Below are 24505 nucleotides of genomic sequence, written 5' to 3' on the forward strand. Positions count from 1 at the left end.
TACGCGATGATTCTGGTTAACTATGGATGGTGACTATGACTCAACATACACAGAAAGGCATAATAAACACAGAGCGCATAGGTCGCTTATTGAAGTTGGAAGGTGTCGATCTTCTTGAGTCTGCTGTACTCACCTTACATCAAACCTTTGATACGCAGTACACCAGCATCATTGAGAAGAAGTACTTTCCAGACCAAATTGTTCCTCTCGTTATCGCGCACTCTGATCATGTTTTACACGATAAGATAAACGCACGTCACGGGCATATCTACCAGCAGGCCGTTAATCAAAAGCACCCAGACTGCTCGTTTGCTCAGTATGTTGTTCAATCTCTACCGACATCCGCCTTTCGACAGGAGATCACTTCACAGAACTCTATCGCGATCCCAACTCGCACTCAGAGTGGTGAAGTGATGGGCGTACTGTTTTCAACTTTCACGTCACCGCTTAGCCCAACTCAGCAACAAGAGGTAATCAAACATCATCAGCTATTCGCCGATATCATTATCCATACACTAAGGGAGATGTGGTTCAACGACCGTTCTGAGCAACTGGTCAATCAACTTAGCTATGAAGTCTCGCACGACAGCTTAACAGGCTTACTCAACCGTAGCTGCTTGTCAGATACCCTAGAGTCAATCACTCAGCAAAGCGTGACGCCCTTCTCTGTTGCCTTACTCGATATCAACAGCTTTAAAGCGATCAACGACCAGCACGGGAACTATATTGGTGACAAAGTGCTGCAGTTCGTCGCTGAGACGTTACGCCGCACCTTACCCGAGAACAACCTTACATTTCGTACCGCAGGCAACGAGTTTGCTTTCATCACCTACCACTCCGATCCAATCGCCATCTGTGAGCAAATACTTGCGAAGATCAAACAAGGCTACTCAAGCGTCGATATCAAGATCGATTTTGAGGTCAGTATTGGTATTGCTCGCTCAGAAGGAGATAACAAGGATGTCGAGCAGATCATCTTCAACACAAGTTTGGCATTAAAAGAGTGTAAACAAAGCCCCGATACCCACATTCAATGTTATGACACCCATCTAAGATTTCGCTACCAAAGAAAGGCGGAGCTCATTGCCGCACTGCGAAGTGAACTTGAAAACCCTATTTCCAATAACCTAACGCCAGATGGCAATGGCATGTACGTGGTTGCCCAGCCTATCGTTGGCCAGGGGGAAAAACGTTGGGAATACTTTGAGGTGCTGACACGCTGGAAAACCGCGCAACATGGCGATATCTCTCCAGTGGAGTTTATTCAAGTCGCAGAAGAGTCTGGATTGATTGTTGAACTGGGTGAACGCATCATCGAGTTAGTATGCCGTGCAAAGAAAACCTTAGAGCAAGGGCTAGGCTATAAAATCAAGCTCGGGATAAACTGCTCTGCCCACGAGCTTAACGACTCTAAACGTTATATCTCTTACCTTACTCGGACCATTGAGCAACATCACTTTGCAGCAAACGAGTTTGTTATCGAGCTAACGGAGACCGTGCTGCTATCACCGACACAAGAAACGAAAGCCGCACTTAACTACCTCAGAGAGCAAGGTTTTACTATCGCTTTGGACGATTTCGGTACTGGCTACTCCAGTCTGAACTACATTCACAGCTATCCGATCGACTGTATTAAGATTGATGCTACTTTCATTCGCAATTTGCTGACTAACTCCACCTCGGAGAGCGTCGTTTGGTTGATTGTCCAACTGGCACATAGACTGGATGTATCACTAGTGGCTGAAGGCGTTGAGAAACGTGAACAGTTAGAAAAGTTACACGCAATGGGATGCGACAAGATCCAAGGATATTTCTACTCTCCTCCAATAAGACCAGAAGCCATTGTCAGCTACGTGACACACTCTGAGCCTCTCGCTTGAGCATGCCTAACATCGAAAAAGCCCCTAGCCTTGAGAACAAAAAAGCCGCGATACCTAGCCCAATAATTCAAAATTAGGCTCAGTATCGCGGCTATTTCATTAGTCTGGTCTTAAACAACTTATTAATGACGACTAATCGTCAATCATTAACTCTTGTTTGATTGCGCTTCTAGTTCTTTCTGTAGCAAAGCATCCGCTTCATCTCTCGCCACGATAAATGTTGATTTTTCCTTTTTCGGCACAGAGTCTGCCATTGGAATATTCGCTTTCATCGCATCGACAGGACGGCCACGTTCAATCAGTTCGTAATGAAGGTGTGCGCCAGTAACTCGACCCGTTTTCCCTGATAATCCAATACGTTGGCCACGAGAAACCGTTTGTCCTTTACGAACCAGAATCTTGCTCAAGTGCAGATAGCGCGTTTTATACGTACTACCGTGTTGAATCACTACGTAGTTACCTGCATAAGGGTGTTTGCGCGTCATGATCACTTTGCCATCGCCCGTAGCCTGAACTGGCGTACCAATCGGCGTTGCGAAGTCAGTACCATTATGCGGTGAAATTCGGCCTGTCACAGGGTGCAAACGCTTAGGGTTGAATTGGGAGCTTTGACGCCAGTTGCTGCCTACCGGATAACGCTGGAAAGCACGTTGCAAGCTATCACCGTTTGCATCGTAGTACTGTCCATCAGTATGCAGATACGCAGACACAACACGGTTCTTGTTGATGATCTTAATCGCTTCAATTTCGCGCTTGCCAGTGGCAACACCATCGACAAACTGTGCTTTCTGCAGCACTTCAAACTTATCGCCGGCACGTAGGTCGCGGCTAAAGTTCAACTTGTCTTTTAACAAGCTAACAACGTGGTCAATCTCAAGGCCATTTAGACCCAGTTTATTTGCTGATACAGAGAAACTGCCTTGAATGTCACCCACTAAAGGTTTTTGTTTCCACTCTCCTGGAATAGAGATGTCTTCAAATTCATAAGAGCCGTCTTCAAGCAGTCGGTAAACCACTTTGTCAGCAACGCTGAATTGAAGTTCCATTTTGGATAGATCACCTGTCGCCTCATCACGCCAGAAACGGAGCGTGTTACCAGGGCGAAGCGTATCAAGTGCAAGGAAGTTTAAGTCGGTTTCCATCACACTCATCATCGATTTGTAAGAGAAACCAAGTTGAGTGAAGATGCTACTTAGGTTGTCACCCGTTTGAATTTGATACTCAAACGTTGGCGGTTCAATAACCACGACAGAAGAAGGTGACAAAATAGACTCAATCACGGTTGAGTCAGGTAAGTTCAAATCGATCGTTTTCGTCAGATTCGATTGGGACGATTGCAGAGCAACGACGATTGCGGCAACAAGTGGCAGTCCTAAAATCGCTACTTTTTTTACAGGTGAAAGCTCAGCAAACGGAGAGGAAAATATTTTTGAATACACGGTAAACAGGTCTTTCTACAACATAAAGGTATAGGATATGCTTTTCAAACGCATAAATCATCAACGCATTGTCATAATATGACGCGAATCTTACTGGATATCGCTAAGTCATTGAGTTGCCGAGGCTGAAGCAAGGCATCCCATTAAATAAAATTAACCGCTAAATTTGAAAATAAAAAAGCAGAAACGGCTAGTCTCTGCTTTATATTGATTTACGTTATTCCGTTTCGATTGATTAATAACCGAAGCGAATTAGTGAGTAATTTCATCGAGCCTCGGAGTGGGCTTCGAGTCGCTCAACCAACTCACGTTTGGTAAAAAGTGCTTAGTTTCTGAGGCAGCGATTAAGCGCTTACCGTTGATACCAAGCAGTTATCTTCACCAAACTCATTAGGGATGTAACGATCGGCATTAGCATCGTTTACCCATTGCTGATCGTCAACAAGGTAACGGAATTGAAACTCGCCATCTTTAGGCAGACGAGTTTTGAACTTATATACTTTCCCTTTCGCCAACTTCTTCATTGGCGTCGCTTTCCAATCAAGGAAATCAGCAACGATAGACACAGAATTCGCTTCTTGAGCTTCGAGCTCAAAAGTCACTTCAACTTCATCTTTCGTTTTAAAAAAACGTTTATTAATCATTAGCAAGCTCCATTTGTAAAGTAAGCAGACACAAGGTTATGAATGTCTAAATTTCGTTCATCCACATAAGATAATATGTAATTTAGCTCACATAAACAACAGATCCTTACACTAACAAAAACGTTATTGCTTACCAATTGATTGCGTATCAAAAGAAAAGCTCATTAACACCTTTTCAGAAGGCGCTTCTGCAAATGATTGTTCCGCAGAATGCTGAGTAAAGCCGATAAAACCTTCCCCACTTTGTTTGCCTTTTGATTGAGTGCCCTCCTGTTTAGCGACCTCTAAAGTTTGGATCTCAACACGATCGCCGATGAAGAGTTGATCCACCAGCACCACACGACTGCGCTGTTGGTCATGCTTGAACAAGCCTAGATAATAAAAGACACCGCTACCTTGGTTAGACACCGACATTGGCGCGACATAAAAGTGAGTTTCTCCCAATTTGGCAGCGAATAGCTTTTGAGTATCAACGGTTACCACTCCGCGCTCCACGCCTGAATCGTAACGTCCAAAAGCCAGCGATTGAGGCTCATCTACTTCATTAATAAAAGCGTAAGCATTCGTTTCAGGTACTTTGATTGTCCATGGGTTAGTTGTCTTCAAGTCAAACACAGTTTCCACAACCGAGTCGTAACTGACCTGAGAAGAAGGGAACTTCGCCAAGATTTCTTCATCACTTAAGCTGAAGCGGTAAACCCCAGCTACGATGACAACCACCAACATCACAATGGGAATGAGTAAAATCAGGGGAATCGGTAAGATTTTCTTTTTCATGAGCCATTTTATTCTTTTGTTTTCATCCTGTTGTGCAGACCATAAAGGGCTTTAGTATAATTATCAATACAGGGTTAATCAGAACTGGAGCATGGATGGATATCAATCATAGTAAAGATAAAAATATCAGAAGTTGCGAATGTCGCTGCGGTGCAGTCAATCTCGTGTGTAGAGGGGAGCCTCAACGAACCTCTGTCTGCCATTGCTATGAATGCCAAAAACGCACCGGCAGTGTGTTTGGTGTACAAGCTCGATTCCCAACAGAACAAATTTCTCTGAGTGGAGAGGTAACCTCATTTTCGCGCATTAGCGATACAGGCAATGAAGTCACTTATCAATTCTGCCCAAAGTGTGGCACCACCATGCTGCTACAATCCGTCGCAGCCTCGGATTTTTACATCATCCCGCTTGGGTTGTTTAAAGAACAAGATTTCCCGCTTCCGAGCTTTTCAGTCTACGAAGAGCGCAAACATGGTTGGGTAAAATTTGACCATCAAATGAGTCACTATAGTTAGTGTCTTCTATCCTCCGAGTATTGTGACAATGTTTGTCGGAAAACGAACTGCAATACTGTTGCCTAAGATCAATTATCGATGCTCTACAACGCTAGCGAAACTTTTTGCTAGCGTTATAATCTGCCCCTCTTTTTAACCCAGGGTGAACCACATGATTTCTAAGCTACCTCGCTGGGTTGAATACGGCGCTCTCCTGTTAGCTGGCCTTGCTGGCAGCGTAAATGCTATCGGTCTACTTGGCTTCCAACACCAGGCGATCTCACACATTTCAGGCACAGTCTCTTTGCTAGGGAGTAGCTTACTTACACCTACTTCAGCTTCTTTGCACCTATTACTCGTTATCATGAGCTTTATGTTGGGCGCGGCTTTTAGTGGTTTTTTCATCGAAAACCAAGCACTGAAGCTAGGGCGCCGATACGGCGTTGCTCTCTGTATAGAAGGTGGGTTGCTGTTCCTAGCACTTTGGGCACTTCTACAAGGTTACACCTCAGGCCAATATTTTGCTTCGGCAGCTTGTGGCTTGCAGAACGCAATGATCACCACCTACAGCGGCGCCATTATCCGTACTACTCACATGAGTGGCATCATCACGGATCTAGGAATCATGATTGGTGCACGCCTAAAAGGTACCCCCTTTGATCGCCGAAAAGCAAAGTTGCTCATGTTCATTGTCGTAGGCTTTCTATTTGGCGGCTTAACGGGCGCATGCTTGTTCCAACGTTTTGAGATTTTGGCTCTCGCTATCCCTGCCTCTTTCGCCTTTATTATTGCGTTTAGCTACTGGCTTTATTTGACGTATCGAACAGACACCTCAGCGATTTTATAAAAAACTGGCAATATATCCTCAAATTACGTAACATCCGCAACACTTTATTCTAAACTCTTAATGTATAGCAGAATAACTCGCATGAATATTTAGCGATATTTGATGAATAGTATTGCAAGCAATATTAATACTGGGTAATCTTGCATCCAATAAGAAAACACGGACGTTTAGTGAATAAAAATGCCAAGGAAATGGCTTTTTTACGTGTAGAAATTCGAGAACAATAACATGTCTAACAACACGAATACTGCTCAACCAGAGAAATCTAAAGGCAGTTTCTGGGTTTTCCTAATCCCATCATTGATTGGTTTATTCCTTTTCATGGCTCCAATTAGCTACCAAGGCGATCTCACCATCCCTGTTGCTATCCTAGCCAAGTCAATTCAAGCGATTTTCGGTGAATATCTAGTCTCTATCATCACTGCGATCGTCGCTTTCATGTCTGTAGCTTCGGTTTTAAGCACCATTTTCAAGCCTACATTCATTACATCGAATTCATTTTTAAACGGCCTTTTCAACCCTTCTCCACTATGGTTGGCGGTTCGTCTGATTGGTGGTGCCGCTGCATTCATGGCGTTCTTCCAAGTTGGCCCTGAGTTTATCTGGGAAGAGAACACCGGCGGCTTGGTTCTAGAAGGTCTACTTCCAACACTATTCTCAGTGTTCATTTTTGCTGGTCTTTTACTGCCTCTTCTACTTAACTTTGGTTTGTTAGAACTGTTTGGCACGCTATTAAGTAAAGTTATGCGTCCTATTTTCAACCTACCTGGTCGTAGTGCTATCGACTGTATGGCTTCTTGGTTGGGTGATGGCAGTGTTGGTATCCTACTGACAAGCAAACAGTACGAGAAGAAATTCTACACTCAACGTGAAGCTGCAGTTGTGGGTACCACTTTCTCAGCAGTATCTATCACGTTCAGCCTTGTGGTTATTGCGCAAGTAGAGCTAGAGCACCTGTTCTTACCTTTCTACGCAGCAATCTGTCTAGCGGGTATTGTTGCAGCGGTAATCATTCCTCGTCTGCCACCTTTGAGCATGAAAAAAGACACTTTCATTGATGGTAGCAAGCCAGAGAAAGATGCAGATGCAATCCCTGCCGGTCACTCAACGTTCTCTTGGGGCCTTGAGCTAGCAGTAAACAAAGCATCACAAGTTAAATCAGTGAAATCTGTATTTGGCGAAGGTGTTCGTAACGCGGTGGACATGGTATTTGGTGTACTACCTGTAGTTATGGGTCTTGGTACAATGGCGTTGGTCATTGCAGAGTACACTCCTGTGTTCTCGTTCCTAGGTCAACCTTTCATTCCGTTCCTTGAGCTATTAGGTGTTCCTGAAGCAGTTGCGGCATCAGAAACTATCGTGGTTGGTTTTGCAGACATGTTCATCCCAGCGATCCTTGCAGCGTCTATTGATAACGAAATGACTCGCTTTGTGATTGCAGCAATGTCGGTAACTCAGTTGATTTACATGTCTGAAGTTGGTGCTCTACTTCTAGGCAGTAAGATCCCTGTAAATATCGCAGAACTATTTATTATCTTTATTCTGCGTACATTAATTACACTTCCTGTTATTGCTGGCGTTGCTCATCTAATATTCTAATTTAGATACTGCCTATGTGATTAAACCGTTTAAATTAAAAAGCCCCACTTTGTGGGGCTTTTTAATTGGACAAAATATGGACACCAGGTCACCTTATATTCAGATTCTTAGTTAACAGGCATATCAGTTAATTTCGTATCTTTTCTCTAAATCCCCTCTTCTATATAAAAAACAAAGTGCATAAAAGTAAAATTAATACATTTTTAATTTCACCTTAAAGTCCGAAACTTCTAACTCCTCAACTCATTGAAGCAATTAATAAAATTAACAATTATGTGATGTAGTGAATTTTGTATTGTTTAGGTTGTTGTATTTTTGTAGTCTATTTTGTGAATTTACATTCAAGTAAATTGCCATCCTGTCGATATATATAAATACAAAAACACAATTAACTTTAGTCTTCGCAAAGCCTGTGAGAAGGGGAAAATTCAATGAAATTTAGCCATAAGGTGGTTGCTGCATCATCAGCCTTGCTGCTAGTGACAGTATCATTGCTTTCAATACAACAACTTTACACTGTGAGAAGTGCTGTACAGAACAACGTAAATGCGAGCCTAGAAGAGATGGTATCTGGTGTTAAGAACACCGTGGTATCAGAAATGGACGCTAAAAAAGCATTGGCGCAGTCGACGACTGAAGTCATCGAAATTAACCCTCAAGATCGCACCTACGTTAAAACTATTCTTGAAAAGTCAAAGCTTAAAAACAGCTTCCTAGCCGTTGGTTTTGGTTATGAAGCAAACGGTTTCGTTATCGAGAATGATGACGGTTGGGAAGCGGGTCCAGATTACGACCCTCGAATTCGCCCTTGGTATATTGATGCTAAATCCAAAAACAGTTTAGTAGTCACCGCTCCTTACGTGGACGCATCAAGCAAGAAGGTGATCATCTCAGTCGGTACTCCAGTTAAAGACAACGGCCGCTTCACAGCAGGTATGTTCTACGATTTGGAACTCACTAACATGGCGAAATTGATCAACCAGGTAAACCTATTTGATGCAGGCTACCTATTCCTTGTGACTGCTGATGGTACAACGATCGCTCACCCGAACGCGAAAAACAACGGTGAAGTGCTTTCAAGCTACATGCCACAAGCAACCATTCGTGAGGGCTCTCAAGAGATCGAAGTCGACGGTAAGATGTTCCTAGTTAACTTCACTCATATCCCAAGTGAAGATTGGTACATTGGTGCCATCCTTGATGAAGAGATCGCTTACCAAACGGTCGAAGACTTAAAACACAGCTCAATGATCTATTCTTTGATCGCTGTGGTTCTTAGTATCGTTGCACTAACGGTTCTGATTCGTGTGCTAATGCGTCCACTGGATGCTCTTAACGAAGCGATTCAAGACGTAGCGAGTGGTCAAGGTGACCTGACTAAGCGTCTAGATACCAACACAGACAAAGAGTTCTCTGACTTAGCAAAAGGCTTCAATACCTTCACTGAAAACCTACAAAATCAAATCATTCAATCGAAGGCGATTGGTGTGGAGATTAAACGTGGTACTGAAATCACAGTAAGAGGTGCTGGTGAATCAGCAAGCGCTATGAGCACTCAACTGCAAGAGCTAGAGCAGCTTGCGACTGCAATGAACGAGATGGCGGTAACGGCAACCGAAGTAGCCAATAATGCTCAAGGTGCAGCAGCTGCGGCTCGTGAAGCGGACGAGGCTACATTAGACGGCACATCAGTCGTAAGTGAAACCACACAAGCGATTGATAACCTATCTGAGCGTATCGACCAAGCCGTTGCTGAAGTACAAGTTCTAGAATCAGCAACAGCGAATATCGAAACGATTCTTAAGGTAATTAACGATATCGCGGACCAAACCAACCTATTGGCACTAAACGCAGCGATCGAGGCAGCACGTGCGGGTGAGTCTGGTCGTGGTTTTGCTGTCGTAGCAGATGAAGTTCGTACTCTGGCGCAGCGTACTCAAGAGTCGACAACTGAAATCCGCAACATGATTGAACAACTTCAAGCCGGTGCGAGCTCTGTATCGAATGCGATGAACCAAAGTAAAGACACAGCTACTGACGCCGTTGAACGAGCTCAGCAAGCCAACTCTTCACTAGACCGCATCCGTGACGCCATTCAACGTATTTCTGATATGAACATTCAGATTGCATCAGCGGCAGAAGAGCAGAGCTTAGTGGCGGAAGAGATCAACAACAACACGGTTAAGATCAAAGACCTTTCAACACAAGTGTCTACTGCAGCTCAAGAAGCAAATGAAGCGATGCAAGTGCAAACCGACAACGTTCGCCAACAAGACGAACTGCTGAACAAGTTCACGGTTTAGTCACCTTTAGCTTTGAGTAGCTAGATTCCTAGCTTCAAATCAAAAAGGCCCGCTTACTCAAACGAGTAGGCGGGCCTTTCTTTTAATCTCTTCTTAAAGTGATCCGATTAACTGTTCACAGGCTCGGGGTCATTGGTTGTCAGCATCATGCATTGATTGGATTCAACCTTGATCGTTACTTTGCTATCAATGCAATCAATCACTTTGCCTGACAGCAAGTCCGTTACAGGTCCAGTCCAAGAGAGCGATGCCGTTTTGCTTCTCTTAGACTTATTGATCACTACAATGCCTTTGTCTCCACGAACAAACACCATTAAGTCATCATTGGCTTCAACCACACGCATCGCCTCACCATGAACATGATTGTGGAATTGAATCATGCTTTTCATGTATGGCGCTTGCCAATCATTGAGCCAACGAGGCTGGCCATGTTGATCCAGAATACCGCTGGTGCTCAGCTCACTGTATATAAGCGGCACACCGCCATCGCGACCAAGAATGAAAGCGTGAGCAAGACGTTCATCAACTTCATCCATAATATGTTCCAAGAACACATCATTGTTTGGGATATCATGGGTCACAGCAAAGGTGATGGCTCTCATGTTCGATAGAGCTTGGCCAAAACAGTAAGGGTTGATCAAAGACTTAAAACTACCCTGTTCTTCAAACGCTTTATAGATAGTATTAAACAGTGGAAAATCGTAAGCACCTAAACGAGTGTGCTTTAGGTAGGGCTCGAGAAATAGTTGGTACTCTTCCTCCGTCGCGCCACCATCAGTGATAATTTCACCAAAGATATGCATTTCTTCACAGATATCATCCGTCCACACTTTTCTCAGGTGTGACAGTGTCATGTGTTTTGCTGCATCAATACGAAAACCTTTCACACCAATCGCTTTCAGAGCTTTTAAATACGCTCGCTGCTGCGCGACCACATTGTCGTTGTCTAACAGGGTTGGTAGGCCCGGATCACTGGCTCCCCCTGTAATGCGACCGTTTTGAACTTCCCACGTATCTTTCCAGTTTTTGATGCCGAACGCTTCTACAAAGTCATTTTCATTAAAAAGTGGCTTAGACAGATCACCAAACAAACGAATTGATTCATAGTATTCAGGAGCATTTTGATAAGACGTCAGATCCTGTGCGTTTGGATACGTTAAATCGCTGCGGATACTAGATTCATTCGCCATGTGGTTGAATACCACATCGACATAAGTACGAAGGCCGTGCTGCTTTAGCGCCTTCACCATCGCAATAAAATCGATCGTATCACCGAGCTGGTTATCAATCATACGATAGTCTTGTGGTTGATAACGTTGCCACCACTGAGTTCGAGACGCTCGACCGCTATCTTTGGACGCGCGTAGTGATTTCATCGCTGGTGAAACTAAAACCGATTTATATCCCAACTCCTGAATAAGTGGGGCGTTCTTCATTACGTCAGCATAGCACCAGTCAAAAGCGTGCAAGATAACATCTGTCGCTGGGTTGCTTAACATAGCTGAACTGTCCATGTTGTTCTCCTACCAAACTCGTTTACAGCTTTGTAGATAGGCTAAAGGCAAAGCTGTTTAAATGTCCTCAAGAATGGCATTTATTATATGAGTTACTCATTAAAACCCCTCCTCCTCCTGCCAATTACTCGCGGTGGATGATGAAGGGCGTAGCATTAATTATCGCATATCGTCCGGGATGAACACTCAGCCATAATCCAATTAAATTCATCAAAAAGTCACAAAAAAGGAGCGTATATACGCTCCTTTTATTCCATCTAATACATATCTTACACTAGGTTCTGTAAAGAACCTTAACCACGTGCCAACCAAATTTCGTTTTAACAAGATGTGGTACCAGCGTCTCGCCAGAGAAACAAACCTTATCAAACTGAGGCACCATTTGCCCTTTACGGAACTCACCTAAATCGCCGCCCTTTTTACCAGATGGACACGTTGAGTACTTCTTCGCTAGCGTTTGAAACTTAGCGCCTTTTTTAAGCTGCTTGATGATGTCTTCTGCTTGTTCTTTGTGCTTCACCAAAATATGAAGCGCTGCTGCTGTTCTTGCCATGATAACTCTCAGTTTGTTGCAGTCTGCTTGCCGACTTATTTCATCGACAGCGAGTATTTAGCGTGATTTTAACCCAAGTGCTACCATTCTTCACTCAATAACCGAAAACAAGCACCTTAAAGCCCCTAAAAACCGTATAGTTACTTGCCGCGGCTGATATTTACCTTTAAATTAATCTTTATAAATTAGGCGTATAGTAAACAGGAGCCACTTATGGCCAAACCGATAAGTAAAGCGAGTCAGTCACAGGGAATGTTGATGTTTAAGCTGTCCCTCACTCAAAGTTTTGCTATTGGCACGCTTAAGGTCAGGGAAATTGTTCCTTTTCAACCAATGACCCAAATCCCCTATTCTCATCACCATGTGATTGGCACAGTGCCCATCCGCGAGCTCACGGTTCCTGTCATTGATATGTCTGCCGCGATAGGCTTTCGTCCGATCACTCCGGCTGAATACCAAGATTGTGTACTCATCGTGACGGACTGTTTGAGAACCGTAGTCGCATTTTTGGTTCGCTCGATCGATAAAATCATCGAATGTGATTGGAAGAGCATTGAATCGCCACCAGCAAGCGTAGGACGAAATGTGTTTGTGACGGGCATTACGCGCTTTGAAGATCGTATCGTACAGATGCTCGACGTAGAGTTGCTACTCTCCAAGATCTACCCTGATTACGAGAACGCACAAATCCCTATGCTGACGGACGTTGAACGAGAGCGTCTAAAAGCACTGAATATCTTATTAGTGGATGACTCTTTGATTGCGCGTAAGCAGCTATCTGATGCTCTGGACAGCATCAACATTCCTTACAGTATTTGTAACAACGGATTAGATGCGATCGACCTAATGAGACGCCAAGCTAGCGTGGGCAATACGGTCGACCTGTTAGTGAGCGATATTGAGATGCCAGGACTCGATGGCTATGAGCTTGCGTTTGAAGTACAAAATGACAGCGCACTGAGCCATGCCTATTGTATTTTGCACACTTCACTATCGAGTGAGATCTGTGTGGACCGAGCTAATCAGGTTGGTGCCCATGAAGCACTTGAGAAATTCAATGCAGGTGAATTAATCGAAGCCATGCTGCGTGGTGCAAAAGTCTTAAACAACGCCTCTACGACCGCTTAAACTCTATCTTAGGAGCTAAACCATCATGCTTGATGGTTTAGCTTGGAAACTTCTTAGACTTTCATCGATTAATCAGAACAGGACTAAACGTTAGTCTTTCTTTTTAGGCATCGAGCTTTTTGGCATAGAATAGCTCTTACTCACAAACTCCACTTCCTCAACCTCATTGATACGATTGGTATAAGACGCCAAGGCATACAGAGTGTTCGCGACTAAGTTAGCGTATTTAAAAAGAATCGGATCCGGCGACTTTTTACTTTCATGGTGCTCAATGCTCACCAAAGCGCGAACAACTTTCTTCGCCTGACAACGGCACAAATGAAGTTCGCTCGATACTCGATGCCCGCCAGGCAAAACAAAACCTTTGAAGCCACCTTCTAGCTGCTCACGAATACGGTGGTAATCTTGCTTAAGCTCGACCAATTCGGACTCAGAAATCGCTAGCTTGCCACGCACCGAGCCATTCAAGTGGTAGATGTTCGGCTGTAGGCGTTGCAGGATCTCACGAACTTGTGGTTCTAACTCTAGAGACAGCACCAATCCAATTCGGCAACAGAGTTCATCCGATAGAATCTCAAAATCACAGATAGGACTGTCTTCATAAATAAATGGATAACAGAACTCGTCCCAATCTCGACTTACTGGTTTCACGTGGCGATCCTTACACATAACTATTAATCAGACGCCAATATAGCAAACTCTTTAGCTGAGTCTGCTTTTATCATCTCAACGACACTCAATTTCTTGGTTTACTGATGAAATAGCAGAGACAATCAAACGAAAAAAGCCCTCCGAAATGGAGGGCTTCTTAGTAATCCTTTAAATGAGATTACTCGTTCGATACTTTTTTGTGACCTTCTTGCAGGTGAACGAAGTCAACTAGGTCATCACCAGACACTTGGTACGCTTGACCAAAGCCTTTAACGAACAGGCCATTCTCTGCTTTCAATTTGAATAAAGAGAAATCTTGAAGTTGGCTCAAGCCATCAATGATCTCGCCAAAGCGCTCTTGCATCTGGCCAATCACTTGAGTCCAAAGCTCTGTTTCACGCTCAACAACACTTGCTTGAGCATCAAACGTTAAACGCTTACGCGCGTAAAGCTGCTTTGAACTCTCTTCATCTTCAATCATCATCAAAGAAACTTGTGGGTTCGCTTTCAAGTTACGAGCGTGACGAGCAATATCAGAAATTAGAACAAAGTAACCTTCTTGGTTTTGAACGAAAGGCGCGTAGCTCACGTTCGGGCGGCCCTCTTCATCAACCGTTGCCAATTGAAGGGTACGACGCTCTTGGCGAAACTCTTTAATTTCTGGACCTAGGCGACCTTGTAGACGTTCTTGTTTTACTTGTTGTTCCATGGGTAATTCCTTACTTCGCTTTCTCTGATTTATTATGTTTGCTCAAGGTTGAGCGACCCTAGTGGCGATTTACAACGGCCATTAATCTATGTGGTCCTCGAGCATGAATGTTTTATTAACTGCTGCTGATTTTTCTTAAGCTTGTTCTTTTAGTGCTTTGAAGCGTTCTACTTGGTCAGCGATAAGCTCACGCTTTTCATTGCGGCCTAGGTAAATCTTGAAAATGTTCTCACCAGATTCACTGAAGAAACCAAAGTAATGGCTTTCACGACCCATAAACGCTTTGCTCACCAAACCGATGTGTTTGATATTGTCTAATTTAAGGTGACCGTGAAGCTCACCATCTTTACCCATCAAGTTGTAGTAGCCACGCGCTACTTTACCTTTAGGGAACGGCGCCTTTACTTCAAAGATAGAGCCAAATGAGTGCACGATCGTGGTCACTGGTCCCCACCCCACTAAGCCTTCCAAAATTTCTTGAGCACGGCTGCCATCTAGCATCACTGCCATGTCGTTTGGAAAAGCAGCGACGACTTCAACCTCTGAGACGCCAAGCTTCTCTGCAATAGCAGTTGGCAGCAGTTTTGGTTCTTCTTCTAGGATGTTAGCAACACGTTGCTCTAGAGTTTCTGTTACTTCTAATGTTGTATCTGTCATTGGATATATTTCCGTGTAAACAAGTAATTACGTAAGTTATAAAATGCAAATTCGATATTAAGCGTGCTTCGAACTTGCGTGTGGATGAACACCCGCTGCAGCTGCAATCGGAGCCGGGTTCGCAGCCTGATACTCATCGTTAAACACTTGAATAACACTCCGAGCTAGGCTTACTGCCCAAAAGCTACCAGCAATAGTAAGACTCAGATAATCTTCTGAAAGCTCAACCAAACCATTCTGTTCCCAATGTCCGAATAGAGGTTTCAGGTAATCAAAAATGTCTTGTCCCATGAAGCTTGGAAGTGTGCTTTTTCTAACCACACCAGAATCAAAGCCGGCCTTTAATGCAGAAAACGTACGTTCCAAGGCACTCTGTTTGGTCATCATGGCTATTGGTAATTGCCCTTTCTTAATAGACTCCATATAGCCGTCTAAAGTTCGATGTTGCATCACACAATGACCACCGATATTACCACCAGCACCACAACCAATAGGCAAAACCTCGGTATAGGTTTTCGCTAAACTGTTGTAAATGCTGCGTTCGCGATTATCGCAAGTCCAGTGATTGACGCTCAGCTGTTTAACATTGTGCTTAGCCATGAACTCAACACCCGCTAAATACATACTTGCTTTATCTGGCGTATTAGCCGGTGGTGGGACCTTCCCTTTATCAACCAGATTAAGCATAGGAGCACTGCCCCCTACAATCAGTTGGTAAAGGTCAATACCGTGTGCCCCCGTCGCCATGTAGTCTTCTAGATCTTGTTGGAACACATCCATCTATTGGTACGGTAACCCATACAGTAAATCGAGAACGATCGGTGCTTGCTCGGTGCGACTCAAAGAGCTGATACGTTCAAGAACCACTTCACGGTCATCTAAACGTTTCGCGCTGCGTCGTACTTTGGTGTTGAAACTCTGAATACCAAATGAGAAGTGATTGAAGCCACCTTTAAGTGCACTATCGAACATGTCATCACCGAATCGGTTGATGCGTCCTTCTAAAGTCATTTCAACATCATTAGCGAGTAGAAAATGTTGGCGAATAACCTTGCCTATTAGCTCGACTTGTTTAGGCGACAAATCGGTTGGAGTTCCCCCACCGATATAAATGGCATGAAACAACCCAGACTGTGCCCATGGTGTTTTGGCTTTTTGCTTGAGCTCTACCATCAATGCATCGAAATACTCGTCTACCTATTTGCGACTTGCCGCATTTTGGAAAAAATTACAGAAAGTACAACGCACACGACAAAAAGGAATATGGATATACAAGCAACGTTTATCCTGTTTTTTCCCTTCACTCAGCATCAGTTCATCAAAGAGCTCCAACTTCTTGCTCGAATCAACCGGAATTGAGCTTCCTCCGGCGTGTGCAGAATGCTTTTTGGCAAACGCAAAACGAGCGGATCAGAGCTAGAAATGCCCAAGATTAATTCGTCAAATTTATAAATACCAAGACGCATATAATCTCTCTAAACACTTACGTAGCAAAGTCTGGAAGACTATTCGCTAAAAACTGAGAGAATCATAAATAGCCTAAAATGATAATGCAATTGATAATTGATCTTATTTAGATTCTAAGCAATAATCCGGTACAGAATTGAGATTTGGTAAAGGATTGAAAGTGAACGTTCCTAGGTATGTTATTGCAGGCGGTGCATCGTTAGTGATTCATGCGGCGCTATTATTTGTCGCTCAAGAATCCAAAGTATTTGCGATGCCTGCAGGTAGCCAATCGAACACGGTATCGATCAACTTCACTCCGAAGCGCGCACCTTCTCAAGCTCAACAAAAAACGGCCACTGAGCCCGTTGAACCAGAACCAATCAAAGAACCTGTTTCAAAGGCAGAACCTAAACCAGTAGAGCCAAAGGCCGTTGAGCCAAAACAGGCTAAACCAACACCGAAGAAAAAGGCGATCACCAATAAACCACAGCCAAAGAAAGTCGAAAAAAAGATTGTTCAAAAGAAGCCAGTTCAAAAAAAGTCAGTTGCTGAAAATAAGGTCGTTAGGAAAGAGCGCCCTGAGCCAAAAGCAAAGTCAAAACCTACGTCACAACCAGAAAAGCTAGCCGACAAGAAAGTCGATAAAGATATGGACGCGTCTGCCAACCAGCCTCAGGAAGTAAACCAAGGCCTATCAAACAAAGAGCCCGTATTAATCACGAAGCCATCATTTTCTTCTCGCCCTACACCACCGAATTACCCTCGCCAAGCACGACGTCGTGGTATTGAAGGTGTAGCAACTTACGAGATCTGGCTAGACGCTGAAGGTAAACAAGTTAAACAAGCATTAGTAAATTCATCAGGCGCACTGATGCTCGACAACGCCGCATTAGAAGCCATTAAACAATGGAAGTTCTCACCTCACACTGTCAACGGCCGAGCAATCGCTCACCGTGTACAAATACCTGTTCGCTTTAGGTTGGATTAATCATGCAACAAATCAGTTACTTACAAGATCAACTTGGCTTAATGACTTGGCCGCTTCTCATCTGTTCAGCACTCACCGCAATGATCATCGCCGAGCGAATCTTCCAAGTCATGCTCAGCATTGGTGTTGGCAAACGTGCGATTCGCCGCGAGCTAAACCAAATTTCACCAACTAACAGCCAAGAAATCGAAGCACTTGCTCATTCAATTTCAGGCAAAAGACCTTTGCTCTACAAAGGCGTCTCTATGCTGCTCGCTCACCACTCATTTTCCAAAGGGTTACGTGAAGATGCCGCTGGTATTTGGCTTCAAGAAAAACGCCACCAACTGCATGCAGGATTAAGACTGTTGGGCTTAATCGGTGTTATCAGTCCACTTATCGGCCTACTTGGTACGGTACTTGGTCTTATCGAGATGTTTCAAGGTGTTGCAGCGACAACAGGCAGCATCACACCCAATGATTTGGCAGATGGTCTTGGTTTAGCAATGAGAACGACCGCTGCTGGCTTGATGATTGCTCTACCTGCTATCTCTGGTGCGCAACTGCTCGGGCTGTGGGCTGACCGAGTACTTGCTCAACTAGAACACACTCTGAATTACGTAAATGTATGGCTAGAAGGCATGTCCATCCAAACGAACCAGTCTGGTGATGTAAATCATTCGTCTGCAAGCCAAGCCTCTGTAGGTAATGTGAGCCAAGCATGATTAAAACGCCAAACTCATCCCATACGCAGAGCCTGACGCCCGACTTAACGCCTCTGCTCGACATCATTTTTATTGTGATGGTTTTTCTACTGCTTACCGCTTCGGTAAAGCTGGAATCGCTAGAAGTTGAGCTACCAAGTTCAGACGTCAAAAACGTTTCAGAAGTCCACAAAGATTCGATTAGCGTCAATATCTTAGAGCATGAACCTTACTGGGCTATCAACGGAAAAGAGTACATTGAATGGGAAAACTTCAAGATCGCCTTACTGGAAGAAACAGGCTCAACGGATAAAAAGCCAATCATTATTGGGGCCGATAAAGCTGCCAACGTTGAGAACTTAGTGAAGCTATTGTCTTTCCTTCAAGAAAACGGAATTCCTGCGACTCAGCTGCTCACTGACGATGGCTAGAGCTACTCGATAACTTGAAACAAACACGATAGTTAGAACAACACATTATTCAAAAGGCTTGGCCCTTGGTTACTAAGACCAAACAGCCTGAACCTAGCCTCTCTTTTGATTAGAACTCACAATGCGAACGGACTGCTCACTGAGAATCTTCGCGATACAAAAAGACAGTATAAAGACAGTATAAAGACATTATTATGAACAACTTAAACGTGCTCAATAAATTAAAGACCAAGACTTCTCTCTTTTCATTGGCAGCAATGAGCTTAGCTCTTAGTGCACCAACCGCGATGGCTAACGACATTGAACAACCGCGAATCATCAGTGCTGGCAGCGCCGTTACAGAATTGGTTTTAGCGCTTGGCGCAGAAGAACAATTGGTTGGCATTGATGTGACCAGTCGTTTTCCTCAAACTGAAAAACTGCCAAAGATCGGCTATCACAGAAACCTATCTGCTGAAGGTTTGCTTGCTTTAGAGCCAACCACACTGATTGGTTCTGATGAGATGGGGCCGGACAATGCGATCTCTCAAATGAAATCTGCGGGCGTCAACGTCGAAATCGTGAACACTGAGGCTAACGTTGAAGGGCTACTAAAACGTATCGACCAAATCGCAAAGATCACCCACACCGAAGATCACTCACAGCAAGTCAAAGCCGAAGTGAATCAAAAGATCGCGGCACTTAAAGCGAATCAAGTACCGAGTAACCAAGCCAAGAAAGTACTATTCCTATTGCTGCACGAAGGTCGCCCTGCCAACGTAGCGGGTGGTGAAACATCACCAAATGCGATCATTGAATTGGCTGGCGGTATCAACCCAGCAGCTCAAAGCCTTACATCTTACAAACCATTATCAATGGAATCGCTTGTCGAGATGCAGCCTGATGTCATTTTAGTGAGTGGTCGCAGTTACCAAAAAATGGGCGGCGCTGATGCGATTCTTAAGTCGTTACCTATGTTAGCGGTAACCCCTGCAGGTATGAACAAGCAAATCATCACTGTAAATGGCAGCGCTTTAGTGGGCGGACTTGGTCTAGAAAGCCTTTCAGAAGCGAAACGACTAAACGCACTTATCTATCCGCTATAACTCGACTACCTATTCCAACTATTGCTGTAGCCTAGCTCCATTACCAATCCTTAGAACCATGTTGGTGATGAGCCTTCTAGATAGCAATAGACATTGAGGCCCTTTATGTTGCTACGATCCGTCCCCCTAAAAACAACGATGATAGGCCTAGGTGCAACCCTAGCCTTTGTCGCGCTGTACTCAATCACTGTTGGGCCAATGAATATTAGTTTAATGGACAGCGCAACGAGCTTAGTTATTCCAAACAATGACTTAGCGCCTCACATCAATTTAGTCATTCAAGAAATTCGACTGCCTAGAACCATACTATGCATGCTAATTGGTGCCATTCTCGCACTATGCGGTGCTGTTATGCAGGGGCTATTCCGTAACCCACTCGCTGAGCCTGGCATCATTGGCGTGTCAGCCGGTGCGGCCTTAGGGGCTGCGCTAGCTATCGTTCTGTTCTCTGAGCTTTCGCTTCAATACTCGGCATTCATGAACTTTGCCGCAGTACCTGTCTTTGCTTTCTTGGGCGGCGCTCTAACCACATTGTTGGTTTACAAACTTGGTACTGGCAAATTCGGAACTTCAGTAACTATCATGCTACTGGCAGGTGTCGCGATCAGCGCACTTTCAGGAGCAGGGATAGGCTTCTTAAACTTCATCGCTGATGATCAAATGCTGCGTGACCTTTCGCTATGGTCGATGGGCTCATTAGCTGGAGCTAAATGGTCAGGGATTATACTTGCTGCAATTACGCTCGTTGGACTGTTCGTCATTTTCTACCGACAAGCGATGTCTCTGAATGCCCTGCTCCTAGGTGAGTCAGAAGCTCAACACCTGGGTATTCCAGTTCAAAAACTGAAACGACAGCTTATTCTACTGACAGCAGCGGGGGTGGGTATCACGGTAAGCCTATCTGGCATGATTGGTTTTATCGGACTGGTTATCCCACATTTAGGTCGCATGCTCGCAGGCCCTGATCACCGAGTTCTGTTACCTTTATCAGCGGTACTAGGCGCACTACTATTAACAGCAGCAGACATGTTCTCACGCGTTGCTCTTGCCCCAGCAGAGCTACCAGTAGGGATTGTCACTGCGATTATTGGCGCACCCTTCTTCTTATACCTACTATTCCAACAGAAAGGGAGAATCCTTTAATGTTTCCTGCAGCGCTAAAAGCGACCGATATTGAAGTAAAGTTCGGCAGCAAAAAGATACTAGATAGTGTATCCATAGAAATTGAAGCAGGAAAAGTAACCACACTGCTTGGCCCAAATGGAGCCGGAAAAAGCACTCTGCTCAAAGCCTTATGTCAGGAAATATCCAGTACTGGTGACATTCAATATTTTGGGCATGCTAAAGACAAATGGCCTTCACACAAGTTGGCGAAACATCTAGCTATGCTTCCTCAACACAGTACGTTGACCTTCCCGTTTCTGGCGCACGAAGTTGTCGAGCTTGGTGGCATCCCACTGCAAGAGTCAAACAAGACGCTGACCAATATCGCGAACCAAAAGATGGACATCGCCGATGTATCTCACTTAGGAGAGAGACTTTATCCTTCTCTTTCCGGTGGTGAAAAGCAGAGAGTTCACTTGGCTCGAGTACTCACTCAGCTTCACTACTCTGGCGATCAATGCATCTTAATGCTTGATGAACCCACCTCTGCATTGGATCTTGCCCACCAACACAACACGCTAAAGATCGCGAGAGAACTTGCAGACAATCATAATGCAGCCGTCATCGTGGTGTTGCACGATCTAAACTTAGCTGCTCAGTATTCCGACCGATTGGTGGTATTGAAAGATGGGAATTTAGTATGTGATGGCAGCCCTTGGGAAGCTCTCAGGCCGTCAATGATTGAGGATGTTTATGGGTACAAAAGCATCGTAGAAAAGCACCCGACGATGAGCTTCCCTCAGGTACACCCAGCACAATAAATTCAATTTAGATCCTGCTCATTTTTAGCACCCGGAACTAATGACGATTAAATCATTATAAGCCTCGGTTTTATCGAGGCTTTTTTATTGGCTCATAGCCTCTCTCTCGCCTTAAACTTAATTTTACCAGTAACCATAGCAATACTCCCAAAACGTCTCACCTCGAGCCTTTGAGGCGCTAGAAATGAACATCATCAGTAGACACTCGCCAAGTTAGATTGAAAAAGATGAGCACAAGGCAAATGTAAGCCTATAAAAAGAAAAGAAATATCGCTATTAGAGAAGCGAATAAACGAGCTGCTTTAGAGAGTGACAAAAGAAAAGAAGTGACAGATATCAGACGATAGGCACAAAAAAAGCTCCCTCAGGAGCTTCTTTTAATATGTATTGATTATTGGCTCATACGAATCAGTGATTTACCAATCAACCACTCAAGTTCTTTACCGCTTGTATCACCAAACTGAGTCTCAGTTAGCTTGTAAAGACGATCAATACCGTTTGCCGCAAATTCGTGTGCGTTTTCAGCTGTAACGATATGGTGGAAAAGTAAACGTAAGATTGCTAGGAACTCAGCGTCTTCAAGCGCTTTAACCCAGCTAGCTGAAAATGCATCAAGACCATTTTCGAAATCAATGTGCTCCATGAACATCTTGAAGATTCGACCGTCTAGAGCAGCTGTGAAATCTGTTTTCTTTGGAAAGTGGTGGCTTATACCTGTACGAGAAACGCCCGTTTGCTGACTCAACGTCGTGTATGACATCTTGTCGTAACCCAACCTTAGTAACTGGTCTACAACGGCATCCATAATCTTCTGGATTGTGATTTCTGTATCTTCTTTACTACGCTTTGGCATATTCAGGCTCTTCTCTTTGTAAATCCATCTAACTCAATAAAATGAAGTCAGAATGAAAATTGTTATCAGCATTATGTGAGCAAGGCATTTTTTCGCAAGTATTTCCATTAAAATACCCGCCAGTACTTCGCATAAACAACTTTACAGTGCTGCCTCTTTGGGCACTTTGTCTAATTATTCTTCGAAAGTAACCTTACCGCTCTAAGTGGTTAATCTAAAATAACTACTTAGAATATCAAATACCCAACAATAAATTCATTGTATAAATACCTATCAAGCAATAGATAGTCTTATAAAATTAGTCACGACGCAACTAACTGAATGATATCCTAACAAATTAATGACACTGCTTTTCAACAAAACATGAGATAGATCACATACATATTTGTCGGCGCGAATGTACATATTCATTTAATCCCACAACAAACAACATAGCATACCAGTGCGAATTAGTTCAAAGATTTTAATTTTTGTAGATACAGTTCAAATTGCTCGTTAGAATAACCTCAGATTTTGTAAGAGGATTATTTATGAGCCAAGATATGGGTAACAACGACGTATGTGAAGCTTGCGGCTGTGCCGGCGAAATCGGGTTCATCATTAAAGAAGGTGACGATGTTGCTGAAGTAACTGTATATGGCAACTCGAAGGCACTCATTGAAGCTGAATTTGCAAAGTACGTAGAGCTAGCAAAGCAAGTGTCTAGCAATGTTGAGTATGAAGCGTCAGAAATGACCGAAGAAAGTACTGAATTGCATGCACGCTTCAAGTTCGAAGTAAGCGCAGAAAAGATTATTTTCGAACTTAAGACTCGCTCTCTAGCGCGTTGATATAAGCATTTATGCTCTTATATAAAGACGAGTTAAATTACTCGTCTTTTTTTATTTGTATCCAAGCAAGTGCGCCATTCGTTTCAAAATCGTTTTCCGCAGCACAATGAATCACAACACCAGAGACTTCGAGCACCGCTCCAATGCTGTATGCCTTGTCATCGTAATAACAAACTCGTTGCTGTTGACCACTTTGAGTAACCACCACCGCAGCCTTCCCCGATGTTGAAATTACTTTGTTCGCACTGGCAGGCATTGAGCAAAACATTGCACTTGCTACCAAAACGCTCTTAACTATTTGTATATTTACTCTAGTCATCCATTTACCTACAATTGTCGTTTAATTTCTGATTAGCCAAACGATTTCTATTTTATCTACCGCCAAATGGGTAAAACACTATGCGAGAATAATTTTTCCATTATAGTGTTAGCGTCTATCGTAATAAGAAGCCTATTATGCTCAGAATAATTGCACTTATTATTGGTTCTTTAACCATAACAAATGTCAGTGCAGAACCAATCGATCACTATCAAATATTGAACCATCTGGACAATTACGGAAACTTATATCTCCGAAATAAGCCTTACACAGCGCTTCCAACCGGTTTAGTTGTCGATGGTAATCTTAATATCGAAAACACCCCGATCACACGTTTACCTAAAGGGTTAGATGTTAACGGCAGCCTCAAGGCTTCTAATAGTCAGCTAACCAGAGTAACAAGTGGTATAAAAATCAAAGGCTATGCCGATTTCATGGGCAGCAAAATCACCAGCTGGCCAAAAGGCGTCAGAGTCGGCGGGTTCATCAATTTCACTGACACTCCACTGCAAAAGCTTCCCAACGGCTTGCGAGTGAGAGGCGACCTGAGTGTTATTCGCACCCCTTTAACCGAACTGCCAAATGGCATTGTGATTGACGGTGACCTATATATCGGCGGCTCAGCAATTACTGCATTCCCAGAAACGATGACGGTGAAAGGCAATATCTATTTAGGTGGCAACACCGTCACGACTTGGCCAACAAATTTGGAACTGGGCGGTGCCGTTGCTCGCTAGCCTTGCCTGT

General features: G+C 43.9%; 24 protein-coding genes and 1 pseudogene. 14 read left to right on the plus strand and 11 right to left on the minus strand.

All coding sequences use genetic code 11. The features are described 5' to 3' along the window. Positions 1-35 precede the first annotated feature (35 nt). Positions 36-1880 (plus strand): putative bifunctional diguanylate cyclase/phosphodiesterase, encoded by a 1845-nt coding sequence (locus tag BTO10_RS04945; RefSeq protein ID WP_105023771.1) that lies wholly within the window; start codon positions 36-38, stop codon positions 1878-1880. A 146-nt stretch (positions 1881-2026) separates the two neighbouring features. Here the strand turns inward: BTO10_RS04945 and BTO10_RS04950 are convergent, their stop codons facing one another. From BTO10_RS04950 to BTO10_RS04960, 3 genes are all read right to left on the minus strand, one after another. Further along, on the minus strand, positions 2027-3319 hold the full coding sequence (locus BTO10_RS04950) for a peptidoglycan DD-metalloendopeptidase family protein (protein WP_105023772.1): 1293 nt from the start codon (positions 3317-3319) through the stop codon (positions 2027-2029). Positions 3320-3663: 344 nt separating this feature from the next. Beyond that, positions 3664-3963, minus strand: coding sequence for an isoamylase early set domain-containing protein (locus BTO10_RS04955; RefSeq protein WP_004737771.1), 300 nt, complete (start codon positions 3961-3963; stop codon positions 3664-3666). 123 nt (positions 3964-4086) lie between these two features. Further along, positions 4087-4740 carry a hypothetical protein gene (locus tag BTO10_RS04960; protein ID WP_105023773.1) on the minus strand — a complete coding sequence of 218 codons (654 nt, stop codon included), beginning with the start codon at positions 4738-4740 and terminating at the stop codon, positions 4087-4089. Between the two features lie 32 nt (positions 4741-4772). Between BTO10_RS04960 and BTO10_RS04965 the strand changes: the two genes are divergently transcribed. The 4 genes from BTO10_RS04965 to BTO10_RS04980 all read left to right on the plus strand — a co-directional run bounded on the left by BTO10_RS04965 (position 4773) and on the right by BTO10_RS04980 (position 9983). Next, positions 4773-5255 carry a GFA family protein gene (locus tag BTO10_RS04965; protein ID WP_181143958.1) on the plus strand — a complete coding sequence of 161 codons (483 nt, stop codon included), beginning with the start codon at positions 4773-4775 and terminating at the stop codon, positions 5253-5255. A 151-nt stretch (positions 5256-5406) separates the two neighbouring features. Then, positions 5407-6081, plus strand: a complete 675-nt coding sequence (locus tag BTO10_RS04970) for a YoaK family protein (protein WP_105023775.1) — start codon at positions 5407-5409, stop codon at positions 6079-6081. A gap of 228 nt (positions 6082-6309) precedes the next feature. Then, positions 6310-7680 carry a YjiH family protein gene (locus BTO10_RS04975; protein WP_105023776.1) on the plus strand — a complete coding sequence of 457 codons (1371 nt, stop codon included), beginning with the start codon at positions 6310-6312 and terminating at the stop codon, positions 7678-7680. A gap of 431 nt (positions 7681-8111) precedes the next feature. Further along, positions 8112-9983 (plus strand): methyl-accepting chemotaxis protein, encoded by a 1872-nt coding sequence (locus tag BTO10_RS04980; protein ID WP_105023777.1) that lies wholly within the window; start codon positions 8112-8114, stop codon positions 9981-9983. A 107-nt stretch (positions 9984-10090) separates the two neighbouring features. On the opposite strand, the gene BTO10_RS04985 is transcribed toward BTO10_RS04980, so the two are convergent. Continuing rightward, positions 10091-11497 (minus strand): alpha-amylase family glycosyl hydrolase, encoded by a 1407-nt coding sequence (locus tag BTO10_RS04985; protein WP_105023778.1) that lies wholly within the window; start codon positions 11495-11497, stop codon positions 10091-10093. A 274-nt stretch (positions 11498-11771) separates the two neighbouring features. Then, the gene (gene ppiC, locus BTO10_RS04990) at positions 11772-12062 is read right to left on the minus strand and encodes a peptidylprolyl isomerase PpiC (RefSeq protein WP_080566519.1); all 291 of its coding nucleotides are present in this window, start codon (positions 12060-12062) and stop codon (positions 11772-11774) included. A gap of 201 nt (positions 12063-12263) precedes the next feature. Here ppiC and BTO10_RS04995 point away from each other — a divergent pair, with 201 nt between their 5' ends. Next, a complete protein-coding gene (locus BTO10_RS04995) occupies positions 12264-13178 on the plus strand; it encodes a chemotaxis protein (protein WP_105023779.1) in 915 nt (304 codons plus the stop codon). A 90-nt stretch (positions 13179-13268) separates the two neighbouring features. Here BTO10_RS04995 and BTO10_RS05000 read toward each other — a convergent pair whose 3' ends face one another. The 4 genes and pseudogenes from BTO10_RS05000 to hutW form a co-directional block, all read right to left on the minus strand. Continuing rightward, positions 13269-13829: an ATP:cob(I)alamin adenosyltransferase gene (locus tag BTO10_RS05000; RefSeq protein WP_105023780.1), complete on the minus strand. Its 561-nt coding sequence runs from the start codon at positions 13827-13829 to the stop codon at positions 13269-13271. A gap of 178 nt (positions 13830-14007) precedes the next feature. Next, positions 14008-14538, minus strand: coding sequence for a heme utilization protein HutZ (hutZ, locus tag BTO10_RS05005; protein ID WP_105023781.1), 531 nt, complete (start codon positions 14536-14538; stop codon positions 14008-14010). Positions 14539-14673: 135 nt separating this feature from the next. Further along, a complete protein-coding gene (gene hutX / locus BTO10_RS05010; protein ID WP_105023782.1) occupies positions 14674-15195 on the minus strand; it encodes a heme utilization cystosolic carrier protein HutX in 522 nt (173 codons plus the stop codon). Positions 15196-15252: 57 nt separating this feature from the next. Beyond that, a pseudogene (hutW, locus tag BTO10_RS05015) lies at positions 15253-16661 on the minus strand (heme anaerobic degradation radical SAM methyltransferase ChuW/HutW). Positions 16662-16822: 161 nt separating this feature from the next. Here hutW and BTO10_RS05020 point away from each other — a divergent pair. The 6 genes from BTO10_RS05020 (at position 16823) to BTO10_RS05045 (ending at position 21756) form a co-directional block, all read left to right on the plus strand. Continuing rightward, positions 16823-17632 (plus strand): energy transducer TonB, encoded by an 810-nt coding sequence (locus tag BTO10_RS05020; protein ID WP_105023783.1) that lies wholly within the window; start codon positions 16823-16825, stop codon positions 17630-17632. 2 nt (positions 17633-17634) lie between these two features. Next, positions 17635-18336, plus strand: coding sequence for a MotA/TolQ/ExbB proton channel family protein (locus BTO10_RS05025; RefSeq protein WP_105023784.1), 702 nt, complete (start codon positions 17635-17637; stop codon positions 18334-18336). After that, complete coding sequence (locus BTO10_RS05030; RefSeq protein ID WP_105023785.1) at positions 18333-18746, plus strand: ExbD/TolR family protein; 414 nt, start codon at positions 18333-18335, stop codon at positions 18744-18746. Before BTO10_RS05025 ends, BTO10_RS05030 begins: the two co-directional genes overlap by 4 nt. A 194-nt stretch (positions 18747-18940) precedes the next feature. Then, positions 18941-19831, plus strand: a complete 891-nt coding sequence (locus tag BTO10_RS05035; RefSeq protein ID WP_105023786.1) for a heme/hemin ABC transporter substrate-binding protein — start codon at positions 18941-18943, stop codon at positions 19829-19831. A gap of 105 nt (positions 19832-19936) precedes the next feature. Further along, positions 19937-20974, plus strand: a complete 1038-nt coding sequence (locus tag BTO10_RS05040) for a FecCD family ABC transporter permease (RefSeq protein ID WP_105023787.1) — start codon at positions 19937-19939, stop codon at positions 20972-20974. Continuing rightward, positions 20974-21756: a heme ABC transporter ATP-binding protein gene (locus tag BTO10_RS05045; protein WP_105023788.1), complete on the plus strand. Its 783-nt coding sequence runs from the start codon at positions 20974-20976 to the stop codon at positions 21754-21756. The genes BTO10_RS05040 and BTO10_RS05045 overlap by 1 nt, the downstream gene beginning before the upstream one ends. A 391-nt stretch (positions 21757-22147) precedes the next feature. Here the strand turns inward: BTO10_RS05045 and BTO10_RS05050 are convergent, their stop codons facing one another. Continuing rightward, the gene (locus BTO10_RS05050; protein ID WP_004737753.1) at positions 22148-22609 is read right to left on the minus strand and encodes a TetR/AcrR family transcriptional regulator; all 462 of its coding nucleotides are present in this window, start codon (positions 22607-22609) and stop codon (positions 22148-22150) included. A 530-nt stretch (positions 22610-23139) separates the two neighbouring features. Between BTO10_RS05050 and BTO10_RS05055 the strand changes: the two genes are divergently transcribed. Beyond that, complete coding sequence (locus BTO10_RS05055; RefSeq protein ID WP_004737752.1) at positions 23140-23439, plus strand: YfcZ/YiiS family protein; 300 nt, start codon at positions 23140-23142, stop codon at positions 23437-23439. Positions 23440-23476: 37 nt separating this feature from the next. Here the strand turns inward: BTO10_RS05055 and BTO10_RS05060 are convergent, their stop codons facing one another. Beyond that, positions 23477-23773 carry a YnjH family protein gene (locus tag BTO10_RS05060; protein WP_105023789.1) on the minus strand — a complete coding sequence of 99 codons (297 nt, stop codon included), beginning with the start codon at positions 23771-23773 and terminating at the stop codon, positions 23477-23479. A 122-nt stretch (positions 23774-23895) separates the two neighbouring features. Here BTO10_RS05060 and BTO10_RS05065 point away from each other — a divergent pair, with 122 nt between their 5' ends. Then, positions 23896-24495 carry a hypothetical protein gene (locus BTO10_RS05065; RefSeq protein ID WP_105023790.1) on the plus strand — a complete coding sequence of 200 codons (600 nt, stop codon included), beginning with the start codon at positions 23896-23898 and terminating at the stop codon, positions 24493-24495. The last annotated feature ends 10 nt before the right edge of the window (positions 24496-24505 follow it).

The sequence above is a fragment of the Vibrio chagasii genome, assembly GCF_002954585.1.
Taxonomy (GTDB): domain Bacteria; phylum Pseudomonadota; class Gammaproteobacteria; order Enterobacterales; family Vibrionaceae; genus Vibrio; species Vibrio chagasii_A.

What these genes read in the sequence shown, in the direction of transcription:
- BTO10_RS05050 (WP_004737753.1), bottom strand. Translation starts at nt 22,609, where the DNA reads ATGCCAAAGCGTAGTAAAGAAGATACAGAAATCACAATCCAGAAGATT.
- hutZ (WP_105023781.1), bottom strand. Translation starts at nt 14,538, where the DNA reads ATGGAACAACAAGTAAAACAAGAACGTCTACAAGGTCGCCTAGGTCCA.
- BTO10_RS05030 (WP_105023785.1), top strand. Translation starts at nt 18,333, where the DNA reads ATGATTAAAACGCCAAACTCATCCCATACGCAGAGCCTGACGCCCGAC.
- hutX (WP_105023782.1), bottom strand. Translation starts at nt 15,195, where the DNA reads ATGACAGATACAACATTAGAAGTAACAGAAACTCTAGAGCAACGTGTT.
- BTO10_RS04995 (WP_105023779.1), top strand. Translation starts at nt 12,264, where the DNA reads ATGGCCAAACCGATAAGTAAAGCGAGTCAGTCACAGGGAATGTTGATG.
- BTO10_RS04960 (WP_105023773.1), bottom strand. Translation starts at nt 4,740, where the DNA reads ATGAAAAAGAAAATCTTACCGATTCCCCTGATTTTACTCATTCCCATT.
- BTO10_RS05045 (WP_105023788.1), top strand. Translation starts at nt 20,974, where the DNA reads ATGTTTCCTGCAGCGCTAAAAGCGACCGATATTGAAGTAAAGTTCGGC.
- BTO10_RS04985 (WP_105023778.1), bottom strand. Translation starts at nt 11,497, where the DNA reads ATGGACAGTTCAGCTATGTTAAGCAACCCAGCGACAGATGTTATCTTG.
- BTO10_RS05040 (WP_105023787.1), top strand. Translation starts at nt 19,937, where the DNA reads ATGTTGCTACGATCCGTCCCCCTAAAAACAACGATGATAGGCCTAGGT.
- BTO10_RS05025 (WP_105023784.1), top strand. Translation starts at nt 17,635, where the DNA reads ATGCAACAAATCAGTTACTTACAAGATCAACTTGGCTTAATGACTTGG.
- BTO10_RS05035 (WP_105023786.1), top strand. Translation starts at nt 18,941, where the DNA reads ATGAACAACTTAAACGTGCTCAATAAATTAAAGACCAAGACTTCTCTC.
- BTO10_RS05065 (WP_105023790.1), top strand. Translation starts at nt 23,896, where the DNA reads ATGCTCAGAATAATTGCACTTATTATTGGTTCTTTAACCATAACAAAT.
- BTO10_RS05055 (WP_004737752.1), top strand. Translation starts at nt 23,140, where the DNA reads ATGAGCCAAGATATGGGTAACAACGACGTATGTGAAGCTTGCGGCTGT.
- BTO10_RS04975 (WP_105023776.1), top strand. Translation starts at nt 6,310, where the DNA reads ATGTCTAACAACACGAATACTGCTCAACCAGAGAAATCTAAAGGCAGT.
- BTO10_RS04955 (WP_004737771.1), bottom strand. Translation starts at nt 3,963, where the DNA reads ATGATTAATAAACGTTTTTTTAAAACGAAAGATGAAGTTGAAGTGACT.
- BTO10_RS04980 (WP_105023777.1), top strand. Translation starts at nt 8,112, where the DNA reads ATGAAATTTAGCCATAAGGTGGTTGCTGCATCATCAGCCTTGCTGCTA.
- BTO10_RS04945 (WP_105023771.1), top strand. Translation starts at nt 36, where the DNA reads ATGACTCAACATACACAGAAAGGCATAATAAACACAGAGCGCATAGGT.
- BTO10_RS04970 (WP_105023775.1), top strand. Translation starts at nt 5,407, where the DNA reads ATGATTTCTAAGCTACCTCGCTGGGTTGAATACGGCGCTCTCCTGTTA.